Consider the following 24,408-nt stretch of genomic DNA (forward strand, 5'->3'; position numbering starts at 1 on the left):
CTGCCTACCTCCGTGCAGGGAGCGCCTGTCGCACTTCGTCCTCGGTAATCGCGAAGCCCACGGCCGGGGACTCCTCCAGCGTCCGCGCGATGTCGTCGGGCGCCAGCCCGAGCGCTTCCAGCCGCGCGTGGTCGAGGAACATCTGGTTCTCCGACCCCTCGTAGTACTCGACCACGCCCGGCCCGCCGGGGTCCACACGCTCGTTCAGCCAGGCCGTCACGTCGTCGTACGTGACCCACAGGTCGTCGCTCGCCGGGGCGTCCGGCATTCCGTGATCGGCCGTCACGATCAGGGCCAGCCCGTCCGGCCCGGCCTTCGCCTCGAGCGCCGCCGCGATCCGGCCCAGCCAGCCGTCGAGTTCCGCCAGCGTCGCATCCATCTCGGGCGAGAAGGGGCCGTACTTGTGGGACACGTAGTCCGGGCTCTTCAGGTTGGCGAGGAAGAGATCCGTAATGTCGTCCTCGCCGAAGGCGCTCCCCTCGATGAGCGCGACCGCCGCCTCCCCCTCGAACGCGGCGAAGTGCGAGGAGCGCCGAGCCTCGCCGTAGCTGTCGAGTTTGTGACCCATCCACGCGTGGTCCACGGCGTCGAGCCGGGGGCCGAATTGGAGCGCAGCCACGGCGGGCGGGAGGCGGTAGCAGTCCTCGTTCGTGCGCCACGCGCCGCTATCGGAGTCGTAGTACGCCATCCACGGCGGGTGGCCGCCGAGAATGCACGCCCCGTGGCCCGCGAGCGCCACCGCCGGGTAGTCCGTCCCCGCCTGCGCCACGATCTCGGCGCGGCCCCGGGTGGCGACGCTCCAGCGGTCCGCGAAGGTGAGCGCCATGAGGTTGTAGGGTGCGACCCCCTCGTAGGCCAGGCTTGATTCGCCGGTCCGCCGGTCGTAGAGCCCGTTGCCGACGATCCCGTGAATCGCGGGGTCCGTCGCCGTCGCAATCGTCGAGTGCGCGGTGGACGTGTTCGTCGGGAGGTAGTCGACCCGGGCGTTGGCGAAGCGGGCCCCCTCCTCCGCGAGCCGGCTCAGGTTGGGGAGGAGGTCCGCCTTCCGTTCCAGGTAATCGGAGCGCAGCGCGTCCAGCACGAGGACGGCGACCAGCCCCGGTCGCCCGGCCTCCTCGCCGTTCGCGAACGCCTCCCTCAACGGACGTCCCGTCGCGCCTGACCAGCGCGGAAGGCCGAGCAGTTCGGTCACGGTCGCGCCGACATCCTGGTGGGAAGCCGGCGCGTCGTAGACGCCGGGACGGAAGAAGCTCGCGCCGTGGAGGAGCAGCGGGAGGTCGCTGTCGTGGGGCCACGGCCCTCCGTGCATGAAGCGGTTGCTCTCGCTTCGGTACGTGATGGTCGCCCGCGGGTTGGGGATCACGGCGATGTCCCCCACGCGGCCGGGGAACCAGCCCCGGGCCAGCGCCTCGACGACCTGCGCGCGGCCGACGTCGGGGCGCCCCCCGGCCCCGCCGCCCCCGTCGCCGTCCCGGGAGGACGCGGAAGGTGGGCCGCCACAGCCGCAGAGGAAGACGGCTCCGGCCAGCGCGCCCGCTCCGGCCCGAGCTCGCCTCAAAGCGCCACCCGTCACGGTCGTCGGTCGTCTCCCGTCAGCTGAAGTCGCGGCCCAGGATGACGGAGACGATGATCGCCCCCACCGCCAGCGGCGCCACCCAGCGGATGAAGAAGCGCCACGCCCCGTAGTGGAACCACCGCGGCTCCGTGCCGTCCACGAGTTCGCGTTCCGTCGCGTTCCGCGTCATGAACCAGCCCGCCGCGAGCGTGATGGCGAATCCGCCGGTGGGCAGCATCCAGTTGGAGACGAAGTGGTCGACGGTGGAGAACCAGCCCACCTTCTCCGCGAAGATCTCCAGCGTGGAGAGGAACGGCGTGCCCGTGAACGAGAGCGCCGCGAAGATCGTGAACACGAAGATAGCCGCGCCGCAGAGGACCGTCGCCTTGTGTCGAGGGATCCGGTGCTCATCGATCACGTAGCTCGACACGACCTCGAGGAGGGAGATCGTCGAGGTCAGCGCCGCGAGCGCCACGAGCACGTAGAAGAGCGGCCCCAGCACGACGCCGAACGGTACCGCGGTGTAGAACAGTTCCGGCAGCGAGATGAAGAGCATCCCCACCGGCGAACCGCTCACCTGGTCGCTCATCCCCGCCACCGAGAAGATGACCGAGAACATGATGATCGTCGCCACGAGCGCGATCAGCGTGTCGAGCGCCACGATCGCCCCGGACGCCTTCACGATCGAATGCTTGCGCGAGATGTAGGAACCGTAGGTGATCATCGCCCCCATCCCGAGGGAGAGCGTGAAGAAGGAGTGACCCAGCGCCTCGAGGACGCCGCTCATCTCCAGCTCCCCGAAGTTGGCGCGGAAGATGAAGCGCATCGCCTCCCCGGACCCGCTCATCCCCAGCGCGCTCACGAGGAGGAGGAGGAGGATCCCGAACAGGATGGGGAGGAAGATGCGGGCGATCCGCTCGATCCCCTTGCTCACGCCGAAGTAGACGACCGCGATCGTCGCGATGCTGAAGCTGAGGGAGAGCGCGAGCTGGAGGCCCGCGTTCCCCACCTGCTCGTTGAACAGGTCGCCCGCCGCCATCCCCGCGGGATAGCCGCCGAACGTCCAGCCGATGGACTGGGCGAAGTAGTACAGGGACCAGCCCGCGATGACCGTGTAGTAGCTGAGGAGGATGAAGCCGGCGAGCACGCCCCACCCGCCGACGATGCCCCACCACGGCCCGGCCGCCTCCTTGAGCGCCCCGACCGCGCTCTTCTGGCTCCTGCGCCCGATGAGCAGTTCCGCCATCATGATCGGCAGGCCCACGGCGACGATGCAGACCAGGTAGACGAGGACGAAGGCGCCCCCCTCGTTCTCCCAGGTGATGAACGGGAACTTCCACAGGTTGCCGAGGCCGATCGCGCTGCCGGTCGCGGCCAGCACGAGACCGACGTTCGAACTCCAGTTATCGCGGGGTTGGCTCATGGGACATGTCCAGTCGGGCGTTATCCGGGCAGGGCGTCGCCGCCCCTGCATGAGTTCGACGAACCAACCTACCCCGTCGTCACGAGAGGCCACCAGACGCGCGCCATGCCGAACCTGAACGAAGTCATCCGGAGCACGCCCAAGGCGGAACTCCACATCCACGTCGAGGGCTCGCTCGAACCCGGGATGATGTTCGACCTGGCCCGTCGCAACGGCGTGTCACTCCCTTACGGCGACGTCGAAGAGGTCCGCCGGGCCTACTCGTTCGGCAACCTCCAGGAGTTTCTCGACCTCTACTACGAGGGGATGAACGCCCTCCGGACGGAGGAGGATTTCTTCGAGCTTGCCGACGCGTATCTGCGGCGGGCGGCGGCGGACCATGTGGTCCACGTCGAGATGTTCTTCGATCCGCAGGCGCACACCGGACGCGGCGTGCCGCTGCGCACGCTGATGGGCGGCCTCGAGCGGGCCGTCGTCGGTTCCCGGGAGCGGGGGGTCAGCGTCTCCCTCATCCTCTGCTTCCTGCGCCATCTGACCGAGAAGGAGGCGTTCGAGACACTCGAAGCCGCGGCACCCTACCGGGACCGGCTCCTGGGCGTGGGCCTGGACTCGAGCGAGGTAGGGCATCCGCCGTCGAAATTCGCGCGCGTGTTCGAGGCGGCCCGCGACATGGGTCTGCGACTCGTCGCCCACGCCGGCGAGGAGGGACCGCCGGAGTACGTCTGGGAAGCGCTGGATGTTCTCGGTGTCGAACGGATCGACCACGGGAATCGCGCCCTGGAAGACGACGCGCTCGTGGCGCGCCTGCGCGACGACCGCATCCCGCTCACCGTGTGCCCGCTGTCGAACCTCGAACTCCGCGTCGTGGAGGACCTCGGGGCGCACCCGATCAAGCGCATGCTCGACCTCGGCCTCCTCGCGACCGTGAACTCCGACGATCCGGCCTACTTCGGCGGCTACATCAACGAGAACTTCCGCCGCGTCGCCGAAGCGGTCGACCTCTCGGTCGAGGACATCGAAACGCTGGCGCGCAACTCCCTCGATGCGTCCTTCGAAACTTGACGGAGCGCGTGAACCTCACGACCGTCGAGCGTAGATCCCGATCCTCGGAGACCATTGATTCGTCCGATATCTGACGCGTGCCTCTCAACGTAGTTCGAGCGCCGGCGGCGGCCCCGCTGTGGGAGGCGTGCGTCGACCGTTTTCTGGCGGAGGCCGCCGCACCGGCTGAGGCAGGCACGGGGGCGCGCGCGTGGATCTGGCTCAACCACCGGAACCTGCGGGATCTCCTGTTCGAGGCCGCGCACGAACGCGGCCTCCCGGGGTGGCTCGATCCCCCCGTCACGCTGTTCGGGGAACTGACCGACCGTTTCGGCATCCGGGAGAAATCCGTCGGCCTCCTCACGCGCCGCCGGCTTGTAAGCCGGGACGCGGCGCGGCTGGGGCGCCGGATCCTGGGGCGGGAGCCGGGCCGCGGGGACGGCGTCATCCGCGGGCACATGCTCGACCGCCTGTTCGGCGACCTGCTACCGGAGGGGGTTCCGCCGGGCGAGTTGGAGCGGGCGCTGGCTCAGCTTCCCGGGGACGACTTCGCGCGCCGGCGCAACGCATGGGCCGTGGCCGTCTACCGCGCGTACCTCGCTTCGCTCGAGAAGCGGGGATTCCTCGACCGGCGCTCGGTGAACGCCCGCATCGCGGAGCGGATCGAGGCGGGAGGGCTGGCGGCGGCGATCGGTGGCGCGACGGAGTTGCACGTGTACAGCATCGCGAGCCCCCGCACGCGCCGCCGCATGCTCGAGGCCCTCTCCCGGCAGGACGAGGTGGAGGTCCACCTCTACCTCCCGCTGGAGTCCGAACCGGATCCGTTCTTCGATACGCTGGCGGCCCGGACCGAGGTGATCGGCGCTCTCGGCGAGAGCGGTGATGGCGGCGGCGCGGGGCCGTTGGCCGTGCAGCCCGTTCCGGACGCCGCGCGGGAGATGGCGTGGGTGGCGCGGCAGGTCAAGGAAATTCTCGCCGCGGGTACCGCGGAACCGCATCGGATCGCCGTCGTCGCAAGGTCGGGTCGCGAGAACACGCACCGCGCGTACCGGGCGCTGCGGCGGGCGGGCGTCTCCGCCACGGCCCGCATCCGGACGCCGCTGGACGAGGTCCCGGCCCTCCGGGCTCTCCTCCTTATCCTGCGGGGGGCCGCGCGGAACTGGGACTACCGGTCGCTGCGGGCCGTCCTCGCGCACCCCTACTTCGACACCCGCGTCGATCTTCGGGGCATCGACACCATCGCGGCGCTCCGCCGCGTCGTGGGGCTCGATGCCTGGAGCGAGAATCTCGAGCGACTCCGCACCCTCGTCGCGGACGCGGCGCGAGAGATCCGGGGCCGCGGGCTCTTCGCCGATCGCATCGAGAAGGACATCGAGGCTTTCGCGGCCATGCGAGACGTGCTCGAACCGCTGGGCGAGGCCCGCTCCGAGGCAGCCTGGATCGACCTCACGCTGGGGCTCCTCAGGGAAGAACGCGGCGTGTTCCGGCTGAGGCGCCGGGTCTGCGACCCCGTGGAGGAACGGTGGGAGGTCGTTCGCTCCGACCAGCGCGGGATCCTCCTCCTCGAACGACTCCTGCGGGAGTGGCGGGATCTCGACCACCCGGACGATCCGCTCTCGCCGGCAGGGTGGCACGCGCTCCTCGGGAAGCTCCTGCAGACGAACGAACTCGTCCTCTCCACACCGGGGCAGAAGGGCGTCCAGGTGCTGGAGGCGCACGACGCGGCGCTCGTCCCCTTCGCCCACACGTTCGTCGTGCATGCGAACGATGGCGAGTTTCCGCGTGCGACCGGCTCCACGGGCGTGTTCACCGATGGAGAGCGCCGCCGCCTCGCGGAGTTGGACCTGCCCGTCGCGCACCGGGACGAGACGCTCCGCCGCGAGCGGGCGCTGTGGCGCGCCGTCACGCAGCAGTCGGGCCCGGTATGGATCACCTACCGGACGACGGACGCGGGGGGGACGCCGCTCCTGCCGTCCCTCATGGTCCCCCCGCACGAGGACGCGGCCGAACTACCCAGAGTCCGGCGCCCCGTGGACGACGGAGAGCCCGTGACGCCGGCCGAGGCGGATCGGCGGGCGGCCTTCTCCCTGTACCGTACGCTCGGAACCCCCGACTCGACGGAGCGGCCAGGCATCGCTCCCGCCCGCCCCGGACGCCTCGCGCGCGCGGTAGTGGCGGCCGCGGGCGAGACCCACCGCGGCCCCGGGCTCGAGCGCTATCCCGGATTTTTTGTCCCCGCGCCTCCAGCGAACGACGCCGGTGTCCTGCATCCCGCTTTTCGGCCGAACCCGTGGAACGGCCACCTGCGCGACCCCGACGTGCTGCGGGAGCTGGAGCGCCGCTTTGACGATGACTACCCGTGGTCAGCCGGCCAGCTCGAAGCCTACGCGCGGTCCCCCTTCACCTTCCTCATCGAGCGCCTGCTCCGGCTCGAAGGCGTGGAGGAGGCGGAGGAGGAGACGACGCCGCTCACGTTCGGCAGCGTGGCGCACGAGATCCTCGAACGGTTCTACGCCGAGTTCATGGATCGGCTCCCGACCTCCCTCGCCGGGCCCGCCGGGCGCCGCCTCGCGGAGATCTCCGAGGAGGTATGCGCCGAACGCGCGGCGAAGGGCGAGTGGCTCGGCGTCGCCGCTCTCTGGGAGCAGACCCGCGAAGGGATCGTGACGGGGGTGCGAGACTACGTCGCCTGGGAACTCGAACACATGGCGGAGGACGGGGAACGCCCGGTCCACACCGAGTTGCGATTCGGTTGGGACGACGAGCGAACGTTCGTGGATGGCGAAGACGTGCGGGGGCGGATATCGCGCCTGCGCCTCCGCGGCAGCATCGACCGGGTGGATCGGGTGGGGGAGGGGGCCGGTGTCCATCACGTGCTCGACTACAAGAGCGGTAAACCCCCGTACAAGACCTGGTTCGACGACGCGACCGCCCTCCAGGGTGTCCTCTACGCCCAGGTGATGGCCGACCGGGGCTACGAGATGTCCTCCTGCCGCTACCGGTCGATCAAGAACCCCGGGGACCCGAAGAACGGAGGTCAGGTCAACTTCGGCGAGGCGAGGTACGGCAAGGCTCTTTCCATGGCCCTCTCCATTCCCGCCCGAGTCCGGAACGGCTGCTTCGAAGCCGTCGCTTCGCAGAAGGGAGGCTGGAAGTTCTGGGATCCGGCCCTCGAGATCCGCCGCAACCAGGCCCGGCTCACGGAGGGCCACCGCTTCGACGATTTCGGGGACGACTTCGGAGACGACGCCCGGGGTGGCGGGGAGGGCGCCGGTGGCTGAGATCCGGTGGACTCCGGAGCAGGTGCGCGCGATCCAGTCGGAGGACGACACGCTGCTCGTCGCCAACGCCGGCACGGGCAAGACGACGACCGTGGTGGGGAAGATCATGTGGCGGCTCGGCCTTCCCTTCGGCGTGAACGGCGAGACGGGGGAACCGCTCGCGCCGCCCGCCGTCCCCTGCCGCCTGGACGAGATCGCCGCCATCACGTTCACGGAGAAGGCGGCCTACGATCTCAAGCGGCAGCTCCGAAAGCGGATCGAGGCCTCGTCGCGCGCGGACGAATTGCGCTGGGAGATCGACCGCGCCTCGGTCGGCACCATCCACTCCTTCTGCGGCGAACTGCTCCGCGAACACGCGCTGCGCCTGGGGATCGATCCGACCTTCGAGATCCTCGATGAAGACGAGGCGTGGGCCGAGCAGGACGAACTCATCAAGACGCTCCTGCTCGACAGACTCGAAGAGGGGAACGCCGCGGCCCGGGCGATCCTGCGCCGGTGGAAACTCACGGGCTGGCAGCACTCCAACGGCGCGATCGACCACGTCCGGGATGTGCTCCGCGACCTGAGGTGGCGGGACCGGCGGTACGCGGGATGGCTCCGGAGCGCCGCGCCGCCGGCGAGCGACGGCACGCTCGACCTGTTTGCGTCCGACAGTTCCGGCCTCGATCTGCCGGCGGTGAAGCGCCTGTTCCCGGAGAGCGACGAAAAGGACGAGGAGGCCCTCGCGATCTGTTCGGAACTGGTCGAACTGGCACTCGAAGCCCGAACGCGCTGGGACGCCTGGCTCGAGGAAGAGAACCGGCGCGACTTCGACAGCGTCGTCCTGGGGGCGGCCGATCTCCTGCTCGGTCCCGTCGGCGCCGCCGCGCTCGGCGCGATCCGGGATCGCTACCGGATGCTCATCATCGACGAGTTTCAGGACACCGACTTCACGCAGCGCGACATCGCCTTCGCCATCGGACGCGGCGAGGATCGTCCCCAGCTCTTTCTCGTCGGCGATCCGAAGCAAAGCATCTACCGCTTCCGCGGCGCCGACATCTCGGTGTGGAACGCCGTCGCCGATAACTTCGGCGAGAAGGGCGACATCCTCGACCTTCCGCGGAACTTCCGCAGCGCCCCTCCGATCGTCGACTTCGTGAACATCGTCGGCCGCGTCTCGATGGACGAGACGGGCGATGCGCTCGCCGAGGAAGGGCTGCCCAGCCGGATCGACTACGCGGACCTCGTGGCGGGCGTCGACGATCATGAGCAGGCCGGCGTCGAGTGGATCCCGGCGCAGGGGAAGAACGTAGCCGAGCGCCGCGAATCCGAGGCCGTCCGCATCGCCTCCCGGGTCCTCGCGTCGGTGGGCCGCGACGAAATCCGCGATCCCGACAGCGGCGAACTTCGTCCGCTCGCGTTCCGCGACATCGCCCTCCTTTACCGCGCCCGCAGCGGGCTCGAGCACTTCGAGACGGCACTCAAGCGCCACGGCATCCCCTACTTCGTCGCCGGCATGACGCACCTCGGGGAACGTCAGGAGATCCTCGATGTCCTCAACGCGCTCCGGTTGCTCGGGAACGAGCGCGACGACCTGCGCGCCTTCGGCTACCTCCGCTCGCCCTTCGTGGGTCTCCGGGATGAGACGATCGCCCGCATCCGCCTGCTGCAGCGGGGGGGACCGCTCCTGCGCCAGGCGAAGCGATGGCTGGAGGAGGGGGAATGGCCGGAGGCACCCGACCACCCGCAACTGGCCGGCATCGAACGCCGTGCACTGGAGGATGGGCTCTCGGTCCTCGATGACCTGCGCCAGCTCGCCCCGCGGCTCGCGCTCGACGAGGTCATCGAGGAGCTGCTCGAACGCACCGGATACCGTCTGCATGTGCTGCTCATGGAAGGGGCGGAGGAGGTCCTCGCGAACCTCCAGAGTCTCATCCACTTCGCGGAGTCCCACCGCGCGCACGACCTCTCGACCTTCTTCGAGGTGTGGGATCGATCGACGAGCCGCGACGTCGGGCTTCCGCAGGCGCCCCTCTATTCGAAGGACGACGACGTCGTCACGCTGTCGACGATCCATCAGGCGAAGGGGCTGGAGTGGCCGGTCGTCTTCCTGATCGGCGTCGACCGGCGGCTCTGGAGTCCGCGTACGAACGAATACTGGTCCGACCCGGAACTCGGACCTCTCTTCTGCCTCAAGGCGTCCGACCGGGGGGTGCGCGGCGACCGGATCCTGCGGCGCGAGGAACTCGAGGCGACGGCGGAGGAAGCGCGTCTTCTGTACGTGGCGGCGACGCGGGCCCGCGACCGCCTGATCGTCGTCGGCCCGACGGACGGGAGGAAGGGGTACGACCGCTGGCTCGTCCGTGGCGGGGCCGACGTGCGGAGCCACGTGGACACGCCGGCCGTCCCGCGGACGAGCCGCCCGCCGACGCTGGAGTGGCTGGACCGGTACGAAACGGCGACGCCGCCGGCGTTGATCCAGCCGCTCCCCGAGCCGCCGCTCCGCTGGACCTGCTCGGCGACCGAACTCATGCTCCTGGAAGAGGATCCTGAAGAATGGGAGCGCCGGTACAGGCACGGCGCCCTCGCCCCCTGGCACTTTGCGCCCGAAACCTCGCCGGAGGAGACGGGACTCCCGGCCCTGGTCCGGGGCCAGATCATCCACGGCGTGCTGGAGCGGCTGGAGGCGGAAGCGGAGATCGCCCGCGTCGTCGAGGAGACGATCGGTTCGCTGGACGAGCCCGAACTCGAGGCCATGCTCCGTCCGGGCAGCGAATACCGCGAGCAACTTGAGGAGGAGATCCGCCGGGTCGCCGCGAGCGAGGAGTGGGCCTGGTACACGGAGGGCGACCTCGGCCGCGACTACTGGAAGGAACTCACCTTCACGCACCTCGTGGAAGCACGGGATTGGCGGTTCGGCGCCTTCGACCTCTACCGGCGTCTCACAGGTCCCGCCACCGGCCCGGCCCCCGGCACCGCGCCTTCCCGCCTGGCCGGAGCCCTCGGTTTGGAAGAGGGACTGAACGCCCTCGTCATCGACTTCAAGACGCACGACATCACGGCCGCGCAGGCGCCGCGCGCGGCCCGCGACTACCGGATCCAGGCGGATGTATACCGGGCGGCTGCGTCGAGCATGGCCGGCCGGGTCGCCGTGGGCCTGCACTTCACCGGCCCGAACGAACTCGTTCCCATGTCGGAGCAGGCGCAGCCCTGATCCCGGGCGTGGCGGGATCGGGTGCCGCTTCGCAGGATCAGAGATCACACCCCTGCGAGGAGTCGAGCCGATGACCGGGACACTGGAACGCTGGTTCAGGCTGTCGGAGCGCGGCTCCGACGTGCGGACGGAGGTGATCGCGGGGGTCACGACGTTCCTGACGATGGTCTACATCGCCTTCGTCAATCCGTCGATCCTCTCCGAGGCCGGCATGCCGTTCGGTCCCGTGTTCGTCGCAACCTGCCTCGCGGCGGCGTTCGCCACGCTCGTGATGGGGCTGTACGCGAACTACCCCATCGCGCTGGCGCCGGGGATGGGGTTGAACGCCTTCTTCACCTACGGCGTCGTGCTCGGAATGGGGTATCCCTGGGAGGTCGCGCTCGGGGCCGTGTTCCTGTCGGGGACGCTGTTCGTCACGCTGAGCGTGCTTCCCGTCCGGCGCTGGATCATCGACGCGATCCCACGGGGCCAGAAAATGGCGATCTCGGCCGGCATCGGGATCTTCCTCGGGGTGATCGCGCTGCGGGCCGCGGGGATCATCGAGGGGAGCCCGGCCACGCTCGTCACCGTGGGCGAACTGACGTCGGCGCCGGCCGTGCTCGCCCTGCTCGGCTTCTGCGCGATCGCGGCGCTCTCGGCGCGTCGCGTTCCGGGCGCGGCGATCCTCGGCATGCTCGGCGTGACGGCGATCGGCCTGATCCTGGGCGTTTCCGAATGGCGCGGCTTCGCGTCGCTGCCCCCGGATCCGACCCCCACGCTGTTCGCGCTCGACATCGGCGCCGCGCTGCACATGGGCATGATCGCCGTCATCTTCACGTTCCTCATCGTCGACCTCTTCGACACGGCCGGCACGCTGGTCGGCGTCGCGCACCAAGCCGACCTTCTCGATGACGACGGGCGGTTGCCGCGCATCCAGCGGGCCCTCATGGCCGACTCGACCGGGACCGTGGCCGGAACCCTGCTCGGCACCTCGTCGGTCACCAGCTATATCGAGAGCGCCGCGGGCGTGAGCGCCGGCGGCCGCACCGGCCTGACCGCCGTCGTCGTGTCCGGACTGTTCCTGGTCTGTCTCTTCCTCGCGCCGCTGGCGGAGTCCGTCCCCTCCTTCGCGACCGCGGCGGCGATCCTGTACGTCGCCTGTCTCATGGCCCGCGCGTTGAAGGACGTGGAATGGGACGACATCACGGAGTCCGCCGCCGCGGTCGTGACCGCGATCGCCATACCCCTCACGTACTCCATCGCCGACGGAATCGGCCTCGGCTTCATCACCTATGTGGCCATCAAGGTGCTGGCGGGCCGCTGGCGCGAATGTCCGCCGATGCTGCTCGTGGTGGCGCTGGTGTTCGCCGCGAAGTTCATCTGGCTGTAACCTCCCGGCGCGTGAACACGTTGGCCCTGATCCTCCTCGATAGAGAGGCTGAATGAATCTGACCGCACGGTCATTTCGCGGGCTGTCCACAGTGTTGCTCTTTCTCGCGGTGCCGGCGGCCGCGGCGGGACAGACGGAGTTTCAACTCCAGCTCGGCAAGCTGGTGGATCCGTTCGCGGACATGAGGCACGGGACGACCGTCGTCACCTTCCAGAACGCCGCGCAGTGGTCGTGGGGCGACCATTTCATGTTCTTCGACTACACGGCGGATGGGGGAAACGACGGGTTCAACGAGAAAGACCTGTACGGGGAATGGTATCCATCGCTGAGTCTGGGGAAGATCAGCGGGGGCCGTGTGGGGCTCGGTCCGATCCGCGACTTCGCCGTGCTGGGTGGCGTGAACTACGGCTCGCAGGCGAAGGTGTTGAAGTACACGCCCGGGTTCCGTGCGTCGTGGGACATCCCGGGGTTCATCTTCCTCAACACGGACTTCGCCCGCATGGTCGACGCTTCGAGCGGGGCCGACCACGGCGGCGCGCCGAAGACGGACGATGGCTGGATGTTCGACGTGAACTGGCTCGCGACGTGGGAGATGCTGGGTCAGACGTTCACCTTCACCGGCCATGCGGAGTACATCAGCGCCGTGACGAACGAGTTCGGCGGCGAAGTCCGCGCCTGGATCCTTGCCCAGCCGCAGTTGACCGTGGACCTGGGCCGAATCCTGGGCGGCGACGGAGGTCGTCTCATGAGCGGCATCGAATACCAGTACTGGCGCAACAAGCTGGGGACGGACGTGTCGGAGAGCGTGGTCCAGTTTCTCGTCGTTTGGCGGCTGTGAACGCCGTCCCCGTCCCCCGCATGATGAGCAGGCGGCTCGCAGGCTGCCTGCTGGCGGGTTCGTTGCTTGCCGCCGCGGGGGTTGTCACCGGAGACGCCGGCCGGCTCTCGGCTCAGACGCCCGAGCAGCGCTACTCCGACTGGGTCCGACCGGGCTTCCGCCCGCAGGAGTACGAGTTTCGCCGCAACCGCATCCTCGACGGCCTGCGCGCCACCGGGGGCGGCCTCCTGCTCGTGCCTTCGTCGGACGGCATCACGCACGGCGGGACGTTCCGGCAGCTCGAGAACTTCTGGTATCTGACGGGGTTGGAAGTCCCTCAGTCGATGCTCGTGCTGGACGCCGGCCGCGACGTTGCGATTCTCTTCATGCCGCAGCGGGATCCGCGCTTCGAGAACCCGGGCCGGCCGAACGACTTCCCGGGCCGGCCACTGCTCGAGGACTACCAGATCCGCGGCATCGGCGGCGCCGACGACTATCGGGACATCGCTGAACTCGAAGGCTTTGTGCGCGAACGCGTGAGGAGGGGCGAGATCCTTCGGGTGAACGCGGGCGCCGCGGGCGAAGTCCCCGATCCGGTCGTTCCCCCTGGTCGGGAATCTCGACCCCACGGCGTCTCTCATCCGGCGGCTGCGGGACGACCATCCCGAGGCGGAACTGGTCAACGCGTTCGAGATCGTCGCCCGCCTGCGCATGGTGAAGTCGCCCGCGGAGATCATGCGCATGCGCCGTGCGGCGGACGCCACCATGGCCGGGATCCGGGCCGCCGCCGCCCTCGTTCGGCCGGGGGTCGATGAGCGCACCCTCCAGGGCGAGTTCGAGCGCGCCTGCAGGGAGGCGGGCGCCCAGTCCATCCCCTTCACGCCCATCATCAAGTCGGGCCCCAACAGCCTGTGGCCGTGGCGTGTGCTCGCCGCCCACTACAACCGCCGCAACCGCACGCTGCAGGACGGCGACCTCGTGATCTTCGACGTGGGGTGCGAGATCAACGGCTACGTGAGCGACGTGGGCCGGACTTTCCCGGTGAACGGCGCCTTCACCGAGATCCAGCGGGAGAAGCTCCTCGTGAGCACGCGGGCGGCGGAGGCCGTGATCGCCGCCGTGCGCCCGGGCGTCACCCTGCGCGAGCTCACCCGGGTGGCGTACGACGCGATCCCCGATGAGGAAGCGCCGTACATGCAGACGCCCTCCTTCTTCGGCCACCACATCGGGCTCTCGACCGGAGACCCCTCCCTCCTCGACGAGCCCCTCGCCCCCGGAATGGTGTTCACGATCGAGCCGTGGTACTACAACCACGACCTCGGCGTCTCGGTGTTCGTGGAAGAGGTCGTCCTCGTCACCGAGGAAGGAGCCGAAGTCCTCACCGACGCGCTCCCCCGCGACCCGGAAGCTCTGGAGGAATTGGTCCCGTGAAAAAGAAAGCCATCCAGACGGTGCGACCGGTCGCGGTGCTCAGTGCGGTGTTGGCGGCGTGCGGGCCGCAGAGTTGGCCCGATCCGCCGCCGGTGGAGGCCGACGTGTTGGCGGTCGAGCATGAGGAGTGGCGGGACGGGAGGCGGCGCAGCCTCGCGAATCCCAACGCGGGCGTCATCAGTTGGGATGGGCTTTTCGAACTGCGGGAAGGCGCGAACTCGTTCGGGTCCGATCCATCCGCGTCCATCGTCCTGCCTGAGGAAGACGCGCCGCCCCTGGCCGGTACGCTGTACCTGGAGGATGGGGCCGTGCGTCTCGTCCCCGAGGGCGGGAGTGGTCTGCATCTGAGAGACCAGGTGACCGGCGCGGTCGGCGATCCTGTCACGGAACCCATGCCGCTGCCGGACGACCGGAGCGAGGGGACGATCCGTTTGGCGCTGGGTTCGCTCGGGATGCGGGTCCACGCGGAGCCTGGAACGGAGAGGCTTTGGCTCCGCGTCTGGGATACGGACGCGCCGCGTCTCGATACCTTCGAGCTTCCCGAGTACTTCCCGATCACGAACGAATGGCGCGTCACGGCGCGGTTCGAGCCCTATGCGGAGCCGCGCACGGTGACGCTGGGGGATGTGCGGGGCGGTACGCTCGAGAACATGGCCCCCGGAGATCTCGTCTTCCGCGTCGACGGGGCGGAACACCGCCTCATGGCCTTCGCCGGCGCGTCGAGCCGCTCGTACTTCATCAGCCTGTGGGACTCGACCGCCGTCACCGACACCTACCAGGCGGGCCGCTACATGCGCGCGCCCTTCCCGGACGACGACGGGTGGACGACGATCGATTTCAACCGAGCCTACAACGCACCGTGCGCCTTCACCCCGCACTCCGTATGCAGTCTCCCACCACGCGAGAACTACCTCCGCTTCGCCCTCACCGCCGGTGAGAAGCGCCCGTAGCCGACGCCTGGCTCAGGCCGAGGGGAGTTCCTTCTGCATCTCCTCGGCGGACATGAGGGAGAGGGCGCAGAAGGTGAGCGTCCCGTTCGCGCAGCCGCCGGAGACGAGGGTCGGCGCGCCCACCACGAAGAGGTTCTCGTGGTCGTGGGTGCGGCCCCACCGGTCCACCACGCTGGTGTCCGGATCGTCGCCCATCCGGCACCCGCCGCCGGGGTGTTCCCACAACTCGGACGGCTGCCCGATGCTCCTCATGGAGCCTCCGGCCGCCCGGGCGAGTTGCTCGAAACGTCCCGAGATCGTCTCGACCGTGTGTTCCTGGAGGTCGATGCTCTCCTGCGCGGGGCGGTAGTCGATCCGGGGCATCGGGTCGCCCAGTTCGTTCGTCTTCCCGGCGTCCAGCGTGAGGCGACTCTCCCGGTCCGGGAGCAGATCGTAGTAGGCGCGGACGCGTGCGCTGGACTCGGACTCGGTGCGGGCCCTCCAGTCGGCCATAATCTCGTCGCCCCAGAGGAGTTGTCCGTCTTCGCCCTTGAGCCTTGGGGCGCGGCCGACGTTCGACTCCCACAGGCGCAGGTCGTGGCGTACGTAGCGGTCCAGCGGTCCCGGGCTCGCGAAGCGGCGGGACAGAATGCTGTTGTAGACGAACATGCCGGGATAGAGCCGCATCGGCAGGTTGATGAAGCCGCTGAGATACCAGTGTCCCGTCATGTACCGTCCCACGTTCCCGGTGCGGTTGGCGAGGCCGTCCGGGAAACGGCTGTTCGCCGAGAGCAGGAGGAGATGGGAGCTCCAGGCGTGGCCGGCGGCGATCACGAACGTGCCCGCGCGGAACTCGACGGGCTCGTCGGGCGCATCCCGGTCGACGGCTTCCGCCACCGCGATCCGATCCGAACCCGGCTCGAGGTTCAGACGCCGCACGAGGGTGCGGGTGACGAGGTCGATGCGTCCGGACTCCAGCAGCCGGTCGAAGGTAAAGTCCGGCGTGTACTTGGCTCCCGTGGGGCAGACGGAGCAGGTGTCGCACCGGCGGCAGACGTTCCGCCCCTGGTAGGGCTCCGTGTTGCGCGCCCAGGGCTGCGTCCAGAAGGGGATGTCCGTCTTCTCCGTCCACTCCCGCATGCGTTCGAGGCTGTACGAGAGCGGCAGCGGCGGCATGGGGTAGGGCTTCGAGCGGGGGTCGTATTCGGGAGGGCCCTGCTCGCCCGCGACCCCCATGCGCTCCTCCGCCTCCTGGAAGTACGGCTCGATGTCGTCGAAGGAGATGGGCCAGTCGGATGCGACCCCGTACAGCGACCGCAGGCGGAAGTCCTCCGGGGAAAAGCGCGGGACCGCGCCGCCCCAGTGCATCGCCGAGCCGCCCACGACCATCGAGCTGTACATGGCGCCCGAGCCGGTCTGGCCGCGGATGTGGTCGTTCGGCCAGGGGTTCTCGCCGTAGGCCAGCATCCGGGCCCGGGTGTCGGACCGTTCCTCGAGGGACGCCGTCCGTCCGCCGGCCTCGACCACGGTGATCGAGGCCCCGGTCCGCTCGGCGAGCCGTTCCGCGACCATGGCGGCCGTGATCCCGCCGCCGATGATGCAGACGTCGCTCTCCACGACCCGCCTGGCCGTCCGCCCGATCGCGGGGCTGGGTGCGCGGCTCACGGCGCGGCTCCCAGAGGCGCGGGTTCGTCTTCGGCCCCTTCGATGGAGCGACAAAGCTCCTTCCGTATGGCCCGCCCGTAGCAGAGGTCGGTCGCGATCGCCGAGCCGAAGAAGTGGGCCATCAGGGCCAGCGCCACGTGATCCGCGTGCTGCGGCGCCCCGAGGCCGGGCCCGGTGTCCGCGAGCGGACGCGCAAGGAGTTCCCGGCGACCGGGCACTTCAAGGTCGGAGAGGGACACTCCGTGGCGGCTCTCGCACTCCTTCTCGAGACCCTCGAGTTGCGCGACCCATCCCGGCCTCGGATCCGGCCCCGAGTATCGGATCTCGGGCACGAGATACGGATGACTCAGTTCGGCGACGGGCTCCAGCGCGTCGGACCAGCGCTCGAAGGCACGCACAGCTCGTTCGCGGCCATCGTCGCCGAGTTCGTCCGGGAGGACGGCTTCGGCGACGGCGCGCAGCGTCGCGGCACGGAGGGGGACCGGGGTGGTGCCATCGGTGCGAGAGAGAGCGTCTCCGTCGGTCTCGGCAGCTCGCTCGCCGGGAGCGCAACCGGTCAGGGAAACGGCGGCCACCGTCGCGGCAGACTGCTTGAGGAACGTCCTGCGGGATTCCGCCATGCCGCAGCTCCTTCTGGAAGTTGCACAAGTCCCTAACGAGAAAGCGTAGGTGTCGGTTCTCCGTTGTCGCAACTCCCCCACAAGCCGTATTGGCGCGACCCCCTAGTCCCACGAGCCCTTCTCTCTTCCTCTGATGGTTCCGTCGCTGTGATGAACGCCGTCGGCGGCGTGTTCCGATGACGTCGTTGGGGTCGTGCGGGCTTGCGCTCCTTGGCTCACTCGAACGTTCCGGCGGTTGCGGAAGAACCGTATCCGACGCCGTCACGATACCGTTGAGGCTACAGGACCACATGACCCCTGCTGTCTCGACCCGTGCCACCCTTGTCGAGTGCCGACACGCTCCAGCACGTTGGCGCACCTGTTGCGTGGAGGAAGGCGCTTCGCCCATCATTCCCGCCCGCAAAACCACCGCCCGCAGGGAGAAGGGTTCAATGGTGCCAGACCTTGATCAACTGGAGTTAGATATTCATCGTTTCCTCGCCTCCTATGATCGCACATCTCATCAACGAGAGGTCGCAAAGGCGGAGGAGCACCGGAAGCGATTGCTCGAGCGGTTTCCGCTAGAGAGATGGCCGCACCTAACGCTTGAAGAATACGCTCTCGGGCTGAGTACTGATCAGCACACTTGGTGTCATGAGCTAGAATATACGAGTACTGAACTAGGTAGCATACGCGGCGGGTCTGCCGAAAAGATGGTCATTTATAAACGAAAAAGCAAGTCCGGGTGGTACTACCCTCAGCGGTTCTCGAATGAGCAAGATGCGTGGGGAGCTCTACGGACTGAATTCCTGGATTCTTTTTCGAAAGCGGAACGCGGTGCATGGGACGATATTGAACTCAATCTTGGTCAAGCGGTCCGCCTGAAGACTCTTCACATCTATTATCCACACGACGTGCTGCCGGTATATTCGAAGGACCATCTGGGTCATTTCCTCGAGGCTCTTGGGGTACCACACGCGGTGTTCGCACGGTCCGACCTGCTGGCCGTTAATCGTCAACTCATGTCGCAGCTCCAGGCATTCCCGGTCTTGTCCGATTGGACCACGAAAGAATTGGAAGCGATGCTCTACAATTGGACCGATCCGCGACGACGTGTAGTTAAGATTGCACCAGGTAGAGACGCAGAGTTCTGGGACGAATGTCTTGACGGCGGCTACATCTGTGTGGGCTGGGATGATGTCGGCGACCTGCGAGAGTTCGAATCCAAGACTGCGTTTCGAGCGGCGTTCGCCGAGGCATACGGAAGGACCTACGATGCGTCTAAACTTACAACAAAAGGCAACGAACTCTGGCGGTTTCGAGAGCTGCAGGCGGGCGATGTCGTTGTCGCCAACAAGGGCACAGCCAAGGTGTTGGCCGTTGGACAGGTGAAGGGACCAGGATATCAATGGCGGGGGGATCGCGAGACCTATAGGCATACGCTACCCGTCGCGTGGGACACATCACGGGCGCAAGACATTACGCCGCAGGGGCGTTGGGCGTTTTCGACCGTGGCGACGGTCGGGCGCAGCCTGCGCCAGCAGCTTCTTACGAGGGGCTCCGTCCCGAATCCCGTAGATCCGCTGTTCTTGGAGATGGACGATGCCCTTATGCGGAAGGGGCAAGCTGTCTTGTACGGGCCCCCGGGAACAGGCAAGACCTATACTGCACGTAGATTCTCGGTTTGGTGGGTATTGCGGAATGCCGGCCGAGAGAAAGAGGCGTCGAGCTTGCTAGCAGACCCTGATCGCTTCGCCCAATTGGAGCGCGAAGTATCAGCCGCCCAGGTGGCGCGAAAAACTTGGTGGATGGTAGCTAATCCACGTGAATGGTCTTGGGATCAGTTGTTTAAAGACGGTAGCGTCGAGTATCGATACGGCAAGATTCAGAAGAACTATACGTTGGCTCAACCCGGAGACCTGGTCGTAGGGTATCAGGCGACGCCAGTCAAACGTCTGGTTGCAGTGGCGCGAATCAGCCGGGGTCTGGACACCTCAGGTGAGTCTCCAACACTGCAAGTGGAACCCGTCGCGCGCGTGTCGAACGGCCTCAGCTACGACGAGTTGCAACGAGACACACTGCTAGTCAACTCTGAACCGATGCGGCACCGCAATCAAGGGACGCTATTTCAGCTCACCGCCCGGGAGTCGGAGCACTTGTTGTCGTTACTGGAGGAGAGGAATCCGGAACTGCAAGGCAAGCTCGAATCGTGGGAAGGAATTGCCCAAATCACTAGGCTGACGTTCCATCCCTCGTACAGCTATGAGGATTTTGTGGAGGGGTTCCGGCCGGTGGACTCGGGACAAGGCGGACTGTCGTTGCGGTTGGAGGACGGTGTCTTCAAGCGGGTGTGTCTCGAGGCGAAAACTCACGCGGACAAGGTCTATCTTGTCATCATTGACGAGATTAATCGAGCCAACATTGCGAAGGTGTTTGGGGAGTTGATCACGGTTCTGGAGAAGGACAAGCGTGACCTCGCCGTGACGCTACCACAAAGCCGCGAGAGCTTTTCGATACCGTCGAACCTCTTCCTGCTGGGTACTATGAACACAGCGGACCGGAGCATCAAGCTGTTAGACTCAGCTCTTCGGCGACGTTTCGCCTTCATCGAATTGATGCCGGACTTAGAGCTCTTCCGTGGCGCGAGGGTGGGGGATCTGCCGCTCGATGTGTTCCTTGAAGAACTCAACCGACGCATAGCGGCCAGCGAGGGACGCGAGAAGCAAGTCGGCCATTCGTTCCTTCTTGACGGTAGCCGGCCCTTAAGAGACCGAGAAGAGTTTGCCCGTCGTTTTCGACAGGAGATCTTGCCTCTTCTCCAAGAGTACTGTTACACGGACTACGCCACACTCGCGATGTATATCGGCAGCGACCTCGTAAACGAAGAGAATCAGTCAATTGCAACCCGTGAGGTCCGCGATGCTGATCGCCTGCTAAGGGCGCTGATCAAGGAGTTTATATCAAAAGCCGCTGATTACGCGCTGGACGGCGAGTGATGCTGCCCACTCGGCTCCTTGAGCTGACAGAGTGGGACGAGCAGAGTTTCGAAGGAATCTCACTGCTACCTCGAGACCGACGGCTCGCGGAACAGCTCCGAGAGGGACCCGGGCCTCGGTTGATCATCGATGAACTTAGGACTGGGATTCGAGTGCGATCGAGGGCGTGGGTCGGCGTGGCGAGATTCGACGGGTTGGAGATACGCGTGCACCCGAAGCTTGCTGGAGACTACCTAGATCTTGCGACGATGATCGAGGTTGCCACCGGGCTCGCGGCGCTAAAGCGAAGTGTCGGCGTTCAGGGGTTTGCCTCTCGAGGGAGTAGCCTCTTCGATTTGGTCGCATTGCTTCACGTCATGTCGTGCGAAGCCATCGCACGCGGCGGATTCATGGCGGACTACATCCCCAAGGAGGAGGAGCTTGGTGTAGTTCGAGGCCGACTGTTGGTAGATCGCCAGGTGTTCGAGCGTTTCGGCCATGTAGACCGTCTCATCTGTGCGTTTGACGATCACCATACTGATATCCCTGATAACCAGATATTGGCCTTCGCACTTCGGTGTTCAGCTCGACGTGTCACCGATCCGAGAGTGCGGCAACGAGTGCGTCGTATGCTTGGTGTTATGGTTGGAGTTTGTGATTCGGCCAAGCTCGCCGTCGGGCGGATACTGGAACCGATTTTATACAACAGGCGGAATGAGCACTACCGCGAATCTCACGCGCTGTCGCGGTTGATAGTGGAGGGCCTCGGCGTAAGCGATGTTCTAGAGGCGGATGCGCATGAGTCTTTTGCATTCATGCTCGATATGAACGTGCTCTTCGAACGTTTCGTTGACAAGTTGATTTCTTGGGCCTTTCGCTCAACGCCGGTGCGAGTCTCTTCACAGCACCGTGATCGGTCAATTGTCTGGGATGAGGCCTCGCAAGAACCTTACTCGACCGTAGCGCCGGACCTCATCGTGGAAACAACGGCAGACTCGTCCAAGCGGCTACCGATTGACGCGAAATACAAACTGTACGACGATAAGCAAGTCTCATCATCGGATTTGTACCAAGCTTTCCTGTATGCTGTTGGCTTTGCCAACAACAAAGAGGCGATACCGGCAGCGCTGTTGGTTTACCCATCTTCCTCCGGCGATCGAGGACATCATCAGCTCTCGGTGCGGAATCAATCGGGCCTAGAAGCTGCAAGGGTTCGGGCACTGGCCGTGGACATCCCTGCCGCTCTCAATGAACTGAGATCTCAGAAGCCGGGGCGGATCGTTGATTCCTTGAGGCGGGAGGCCATGGCTCTCATGTGCGTTCGCTAGAATCGCCTCTCCGCAGCTCATGGGCGGGAGCGCTGGTCCACCAGTGAAATGGCAGACAGACTAGCGGGACATCTCCATGGCCAGACGGGAGGTTGAACAACCTTGGCAGACGACTCGATGCTCTTGTTGGCTTTGATCCAAGAGTGTGGCACACGGGGCGATGCAGCGGCTGCGGTAGCGCAGCATCGTCGTCGTGGAACTGGCGAGCGGAGCGCGGGCGCCCCATCCTTCACCCCCCGGGACACCGCCGTGTCTCGGTTCTATTAAGGGGCCGTAGCTCAGTTGGGAGAGCGCCTGCTTTGCAAGCAGGAGGTCGTCGGTTCGAATCCGATCGGCTCCATCCCCCTCCGCCGAACCGACAGGTATCGGCTCAGCGGGCCTCGATGAAGAGGTCGGCGATCTCGTAGATCACGTCTCCGAAGACCAACGCGCCGCCCTGCGGGTAGCCGATATCCGCGATGTTGGCGGCGACCGCGATGGCCACCCCGTCGTCCGGGTAAATGATGAGCAGCGCGTTGCCGCCGATGGCGCCGCCCGCGTGTCCGACCGCGCGGCGACCGCCCGCCCGCGTGGGCGGCATGAGGCGCCAGCCGATTCCCACCCCGACCTCCTCGCCGGAGGCCGTGCGCTGGGCTGTCCACACCAGGTCCAGCGTCTCCCGGCTGAACAGGCCCGGCTCGAGGTGGGCGTGGGCGAAGCGCAGCAGGTCTTCCGTCGTGGAGAGGAAGCCGCCCCCGGCCCACTTGTGGGAGTTGTCGATGTAGCGGGCGTTGATGAGGCGGCCGTCCGGCGTCCGGTCGTAGGGGCGCGTGCGGTTCACGACTAGGCTGTCGGTGTGGTCTCCGCCCGTATGGAGCATCCCGAGCGGCCGGAACACCTCCTCGTCCACGTACTGCAGGAACCCGCGTCCCGAAGCCGCCGCGATCACCGCGCTCATGAGGTTGAAGCCGTAGCTCGAATAGGACCATTGGGTCCCGGGCGTCGCGACGAGCGGGTCGTCCTGGAAGAGGTCGAGCGCCTCGAACACGGTCTCGTAGCGCCGCGTGAGGAAGTACTCCGCCTCGATGTCCACGTAGTGCCGGATCCCCGCCAAATGTCCGGCGAGAAGCCGGGTCGTGATCTCTCCCTCGGGCTTGCGGGGGAAGGAAGGGACGTAGGTCTGCACGGGCGCGTCCAGGTCGAGTTCGCCCCGCTGGTGAAGGAGCGCGGCACCGGCCGCGGTCAGGATCTTGGAGACGCTCCCGATCCGATAACGGGTCTGCGGCGTCGCGGGGCTCCGAAGCTCGAGGTCCGCGTACCCCATCCCCTCCGACCACACGACCCGCCGATCCACGGAAACGGAGACGGAGAGCCCGGGGATGGACATCGCCCGCCGCAGCGAGTCGAGCTTCCCGCGAGAGGTCGCGATGACCTCGGCCCACCGGCCCTGGTCCGTCCGCGCGAGGGCCAACTCCTGCGCCGCGACCTTGACCACGGCCCCGCTGGCCAGCACAGCGACCGCGCCCAGCGCCCATCCCCCGTTGAGCCCGCTCAACCCACTTCGACGCATCCCGCTATCCGGCCGCCTCGGCGTAGGCTTTCACGGCATCGAGGTCTGCTGCGATCGCCTTGGCGATCACTCGCTTCATGAGCGGCGTGGTGAGTCTGGCGACCAGCTTGTGGGGCCGCGCCTCCATCACCATGAGTAGCCGCGTCCCGCGGCCATCCGGGCCCGGCTCGACGGTGAAGATCGTGTCCCAGACCGTGCCGCCCGCGTCGGACACGAAGCGAACACGCTCGTCCTGCACGTATTCGGTCACCTCCAGCTCCGTGGTCGCTCTCCTGCTCCCCATGAGGCGCGTTTCCCGGAAGCGGGCGCCCACGCCCGTCCTCGTCTCCGACAGGAACTCCACGTGCTCGATGTGCGGCACGGCTTTGGAAAAGTTGGAGATGTCGGCGACGGTCGAAAAAACCACGCCGACCGGAGCTTCGATGCTGCGGCTGAGTTCGGTGCGCGTCATGGCATCCCTCTGCTTGCTTGCTTCGGGCCGGCGTCATAGGTATCGGCCCCGCTCATCATACCGGTCTCCCCAGCAGCCGAGCCACCGTGCCATGACCGCCTACTTCACGCCCGACACCTTCAGCTTCCTGAGCGAGTTGGCCGCCAATAACCACCGCGAGTGGTTCCTCGCCAACAAGCCACGATACGAGGCGGACGTCAAAGAGCCGGCGCTCCGTTTCATCACCGATTTCTCGATGCCGCTCGAGGAGATCAGCCCCCACTTTCGCGCCGACCCAAGGGCGAACGGCGGCTCGCTGTTCCGGATCTACCGCGACACCCGCTTCTCTAGGGACAAGAGCCCGTACAAGACCCACACCGGCATCCAGTTCCGGCACGAGGCGGGCAAGGACGCCCATGCTCCCGGCTTCTACCTGCACATCCAGCCGGGGCATTGCTTCGTGGGATGCGGCTCCTGGCGCCCCGGCGGGCCGGCCCTCCGGAAAATCCGCGAGTCGATCGACGAGGATCCGGAGGCCTGGAAGCGGGCGTCGCGCGACGCCGATTTTCGTGGGACCTTCGAGCTCTCGGGCGATTCGCTCGTCCGGGCCCCGCAGGGCTACAGCGTGGATCATCCGCTGATCGAGGACCTGCGGCGCAAGGACTTCATCGCCCTGGTGCAACTGGGCGAAGACGACCTGATGTCGGACGACTTCCTGGACAGGTTCACCGCCCTGTGCCGCACCGCCGCGCCGTTCCAGCGCTGGCTGTGCCAGGCGACCGGCGTCTCGTACTAGGGGGATAGCCCGGCGAGCCGGCGCGAA

At 66.9% G+C, this 24,408-nt stretch carries 17 protein-coding genes and 1 tRNA gene; 12 read left to right on the forward strand and 6 right to left on the reverse strand.

The genetic code is table 11. The features are described 5' to 3' along the window. Positions 1 to 4 precede the first annotated feature (4 nt). Together RN901_RS08125 and RN901_RS08130 are read right to left on the reverse strand one after the other, a co-directional pair. The gene (locus RN901_RS08125) at positions 5 to 1,573 is read right to left on the reverse strand and encodes an alkaline phosphatase family protein (protein WP_310757771.1); all 1,569 of its coding nucleotides are present in this window, start codon (positions 1,571 to 1,573) and stop codon (positions 5 to 7) included. Between the two features lie 19 nt (positions 1,574 to 1,592). Beyond that, positions 1,593 to 2,978, reverse strand: coding sequence for a sodium-dependent transporter (locus RN901_RS08130; protein ID WP_310757772.1), 1,386 nt, complete (start codon positions 2,976 to 2,978; stop codon positions 1,593 to 1,595). 105 nt (positions 2,979 to 3,083) lie between these two features. Between RN901_RS08130 and RN901_RS08135 the strand changes: the two genes are divergently transcribed. The 8 genes from RN901_RS08135 to RN901_RS08170 all read left to right on the forward strand — a co-directional run bounded on the left by RN901_RS08135 (position 3,084) and on the right by RN901_RS08170 (position 15,060). Then, positions 3,084 to 4,040, forward strand: a complete 957-nt coding sequence (locus tag RN901_RS08135; RefSeq protein ID WP_310757773.1) for an adenosine deaminase — start codon at positions 3,084 to 3,086, stop codon at positions 4,038 to 4,040. Positions 4,041 to 4,117: 77 nt separating this feature from the next. Next, complete coding sequence (locus RN901_RS08140) at positions 4,118 to 7,300, forward strand: PD-(D/E)XK nuclease family protein (protein WP_310757774.1); 3,183 nt, start codon at positions 4,118 to 4,120, stop codon at positions 7,298 to 7,300. Further along, a complete protein-coding gene (locus RN901_RS08145; RefSeq protein ID WP_310757775.1) occupies positions 7,293 to 10,493 on the forward strand; it encodes a UvrD-helicase domain-containing protein in 3,201 nt (1,066 codons plus the stop codon). Before RN901_RS08140 ends, RN901_RS08145 begins: the two co-directional genes overlap by 8 nt. Before the next feature lie 70 nt (positions 10,494 to 10,563). Continuing rightward, on the forward strand, positions 10,564 to 11,862 hold the full coding sequence (locus RN901_RS08150; protein ID WP_310757776.1) for an NCS2 family permease: 1,299 nt from the start codon (positions 10,564 to 10,566) through the stop codon (positions 11,860 to 11,862). Positions 11,863 to 11,914: 52 nt separating this feature from the next. After that, positions 11,915 to 12,700 (forward strand): hypothetical protein, encoded by a 786-nt coding sequence (locus RN901_RS08155; RefSeq protein ID WP_310757777.1) that lies wholly within the window; start codon positions 11,915 to 11,917, stop codon positions 12,698 to 12,700. 20 nt (positions 12,701 to 12,720) lie between these two features. Continuing rightward, the gene (locus RN901_RS08160; protein ID WP_310757778.1) at positions 12,721 to 13,494 is read left to right on the forward strand and encodes an aminopeptidase P N-terminal domain-containing protein; all 774 of its coding nucleotides are present in this window, start codon (positions 12,721 to 12,723) and stop codon (positions 13,492 to 13,494) included. Then, entirely contained in the window at positions 13,445 to 14,110 is a 666-nt protein-coding gene (locus RN901_RS08165; protein ID WP_310757779.1) for a M24 family metallopeptidase, read from the forward strand. The genes RN901_RS08160 and RN901_RS08165 overlap by 50 nt, the downstream gene beginning before the upstream one ends. Then, positions 14,107 to 15,060, forward strand: coding sequence for a DUF1684 domain-containing protein (locus tag RN901_RS08170; protein WP_310757780.1), 954 nt, complete (start codon positions 14,107 to 14,109; stop codon positions 15,058 to 15,060). Before RN901_RS08165 ends, RN901_RS08170 begins: the two co-directional genes overlap by 4 nt. A 12-nt stretch (positions 15,061 to 15,072) precedes the next feature. Here RN901_RS08170 and RN901_RS08175 read toward each other — a convergent pair whose 3' ends face one another. Together RN901_RS08175 and RN901_RS08180 are read right to left on the reverse strand one after the other, a co-directional pair. Next, positions 15,073 to 16,704, reverse strand: coding sequence for a GMC family oxidoreductase (locus RN901_RS08175; RefSeq protein ID WP_310757781.1), 1,632 nt, complete (start codon positions 16,702 to 16,704; stop codon positions 15,073 to 15,075). Then, positions 16,701 to 17,324, reverse strand: a complete 624-nt coding sequence (locus RN901_RS08180) for a twin-arginine translocation signal domain-containing protein (RefSeq protein WP_310757782.1) — start codon at positions 17,322 to 17,324, stop codon at positions 16,701 to 16,703. The genes RN901_RS08175 and RN901_RS08180 overlap by 4 nt, the downstream gene beginning before the upstream one ends. A 365-nt stretch (positions 17,325 to 17,689) precedes the next feature. Between RN901_RS08180 and RN901_RS08185 the strand changes: the two genes are divergently transcribed. From RN901_RS08185 to RN901_RS08195, 3 genes are all read left to right on the forward strand, one after another. Next, positions 17,690 to 20,299: an AAA family ATPase gene (locus RN901_RS08185; RefSeq protein ID WP_310757783.1), complete on the forward strand. Its 2,610-nt coding sequence runs from the start codon at positions 17,690 to 17,692 to the stop codon at positions 20,297 to 20,299. Further along, a complete protein-coding gene (locus RN901_RS08190; protein WP_310757792.1) occupies positions 20,299 to 21,606 on the forward strand; it encodes a hypothetical protein in 1,308 nt (435 codons plus the stop codon). Before RN901_RS08185 ends, RN901_RS08190 begins: the two co-directional genes overlap by 1 nt. A gap of 267 nt (positions 21,607 to 21,873) precedes the next feature. Then, a tRNA-Ala gene (locus RN901_RS08195) sits at positions 21,874 to 21,946 on the forward strand. A gap of 30 nt (positions 21,947 to 21,976) precedes the next feature. On the opposite strand, the gene RN901_RS08200 is transcribed toward RN901_RS08195, so the two are convergent. Both RN901_RS08200 and RN901_RS08205 read right to left on the reverse strand, forming a co-directional pair. Then, positions 21,977 to 23,140 (reverse strand): serine hydrolase domain-containing protein, encoded by a 1,164-nt coding sequence (locus RN901_RS08200; protein WP_310757784.1) that lies wholly within the window; start codon positions 23,138 to 23,140, stop codon positions 21,977 to 21,979. Between the two features lie 19 nt (positions 23,141 to 23,159). Beyond that, positions 23,160 to 23,606 carry an SRPBCC family protein gene (locus RN901_RS08205; protein WP_310757785.1) on the reverse strand — a complete coding sequence of 149 codons (447 nt, stop codon included), beginning with the start codon at positions 23,604 to 23,606 and terminating at the stop codon, positions 23,160 to 23,162. Positions 23,607 to 23,697: 91 nt separating this feature from the next. Between RN901_RS08205 and RN901_RS08210 the strand changes: the two genes are divergently transcribed. Next, positions 23,698 to 24,381: a DUF2461 domain-containing protein gene (locus tag RN901_RS08210; RefSeq protein WP_310757786.1), complete on the forward strand. Its 684-nt coding sequence runs from the start codon at positions 23,698 to 23,700 to the stop codon at positions 24,379 to 24,381. Positions 24,382 to 24,408: the final 27 nt, after the last annotated feature.

This window comes from Candidatus Palauibacter soopunensis, assembly GCF_947581735.1.
Taxonomy (GTDB): Bacteria; Gemmatimonadota; Gemmatimonadetes; order Palauibacterales; family Palauibacteraceae; genus Palauibacter; species Palauibacter soopunensis.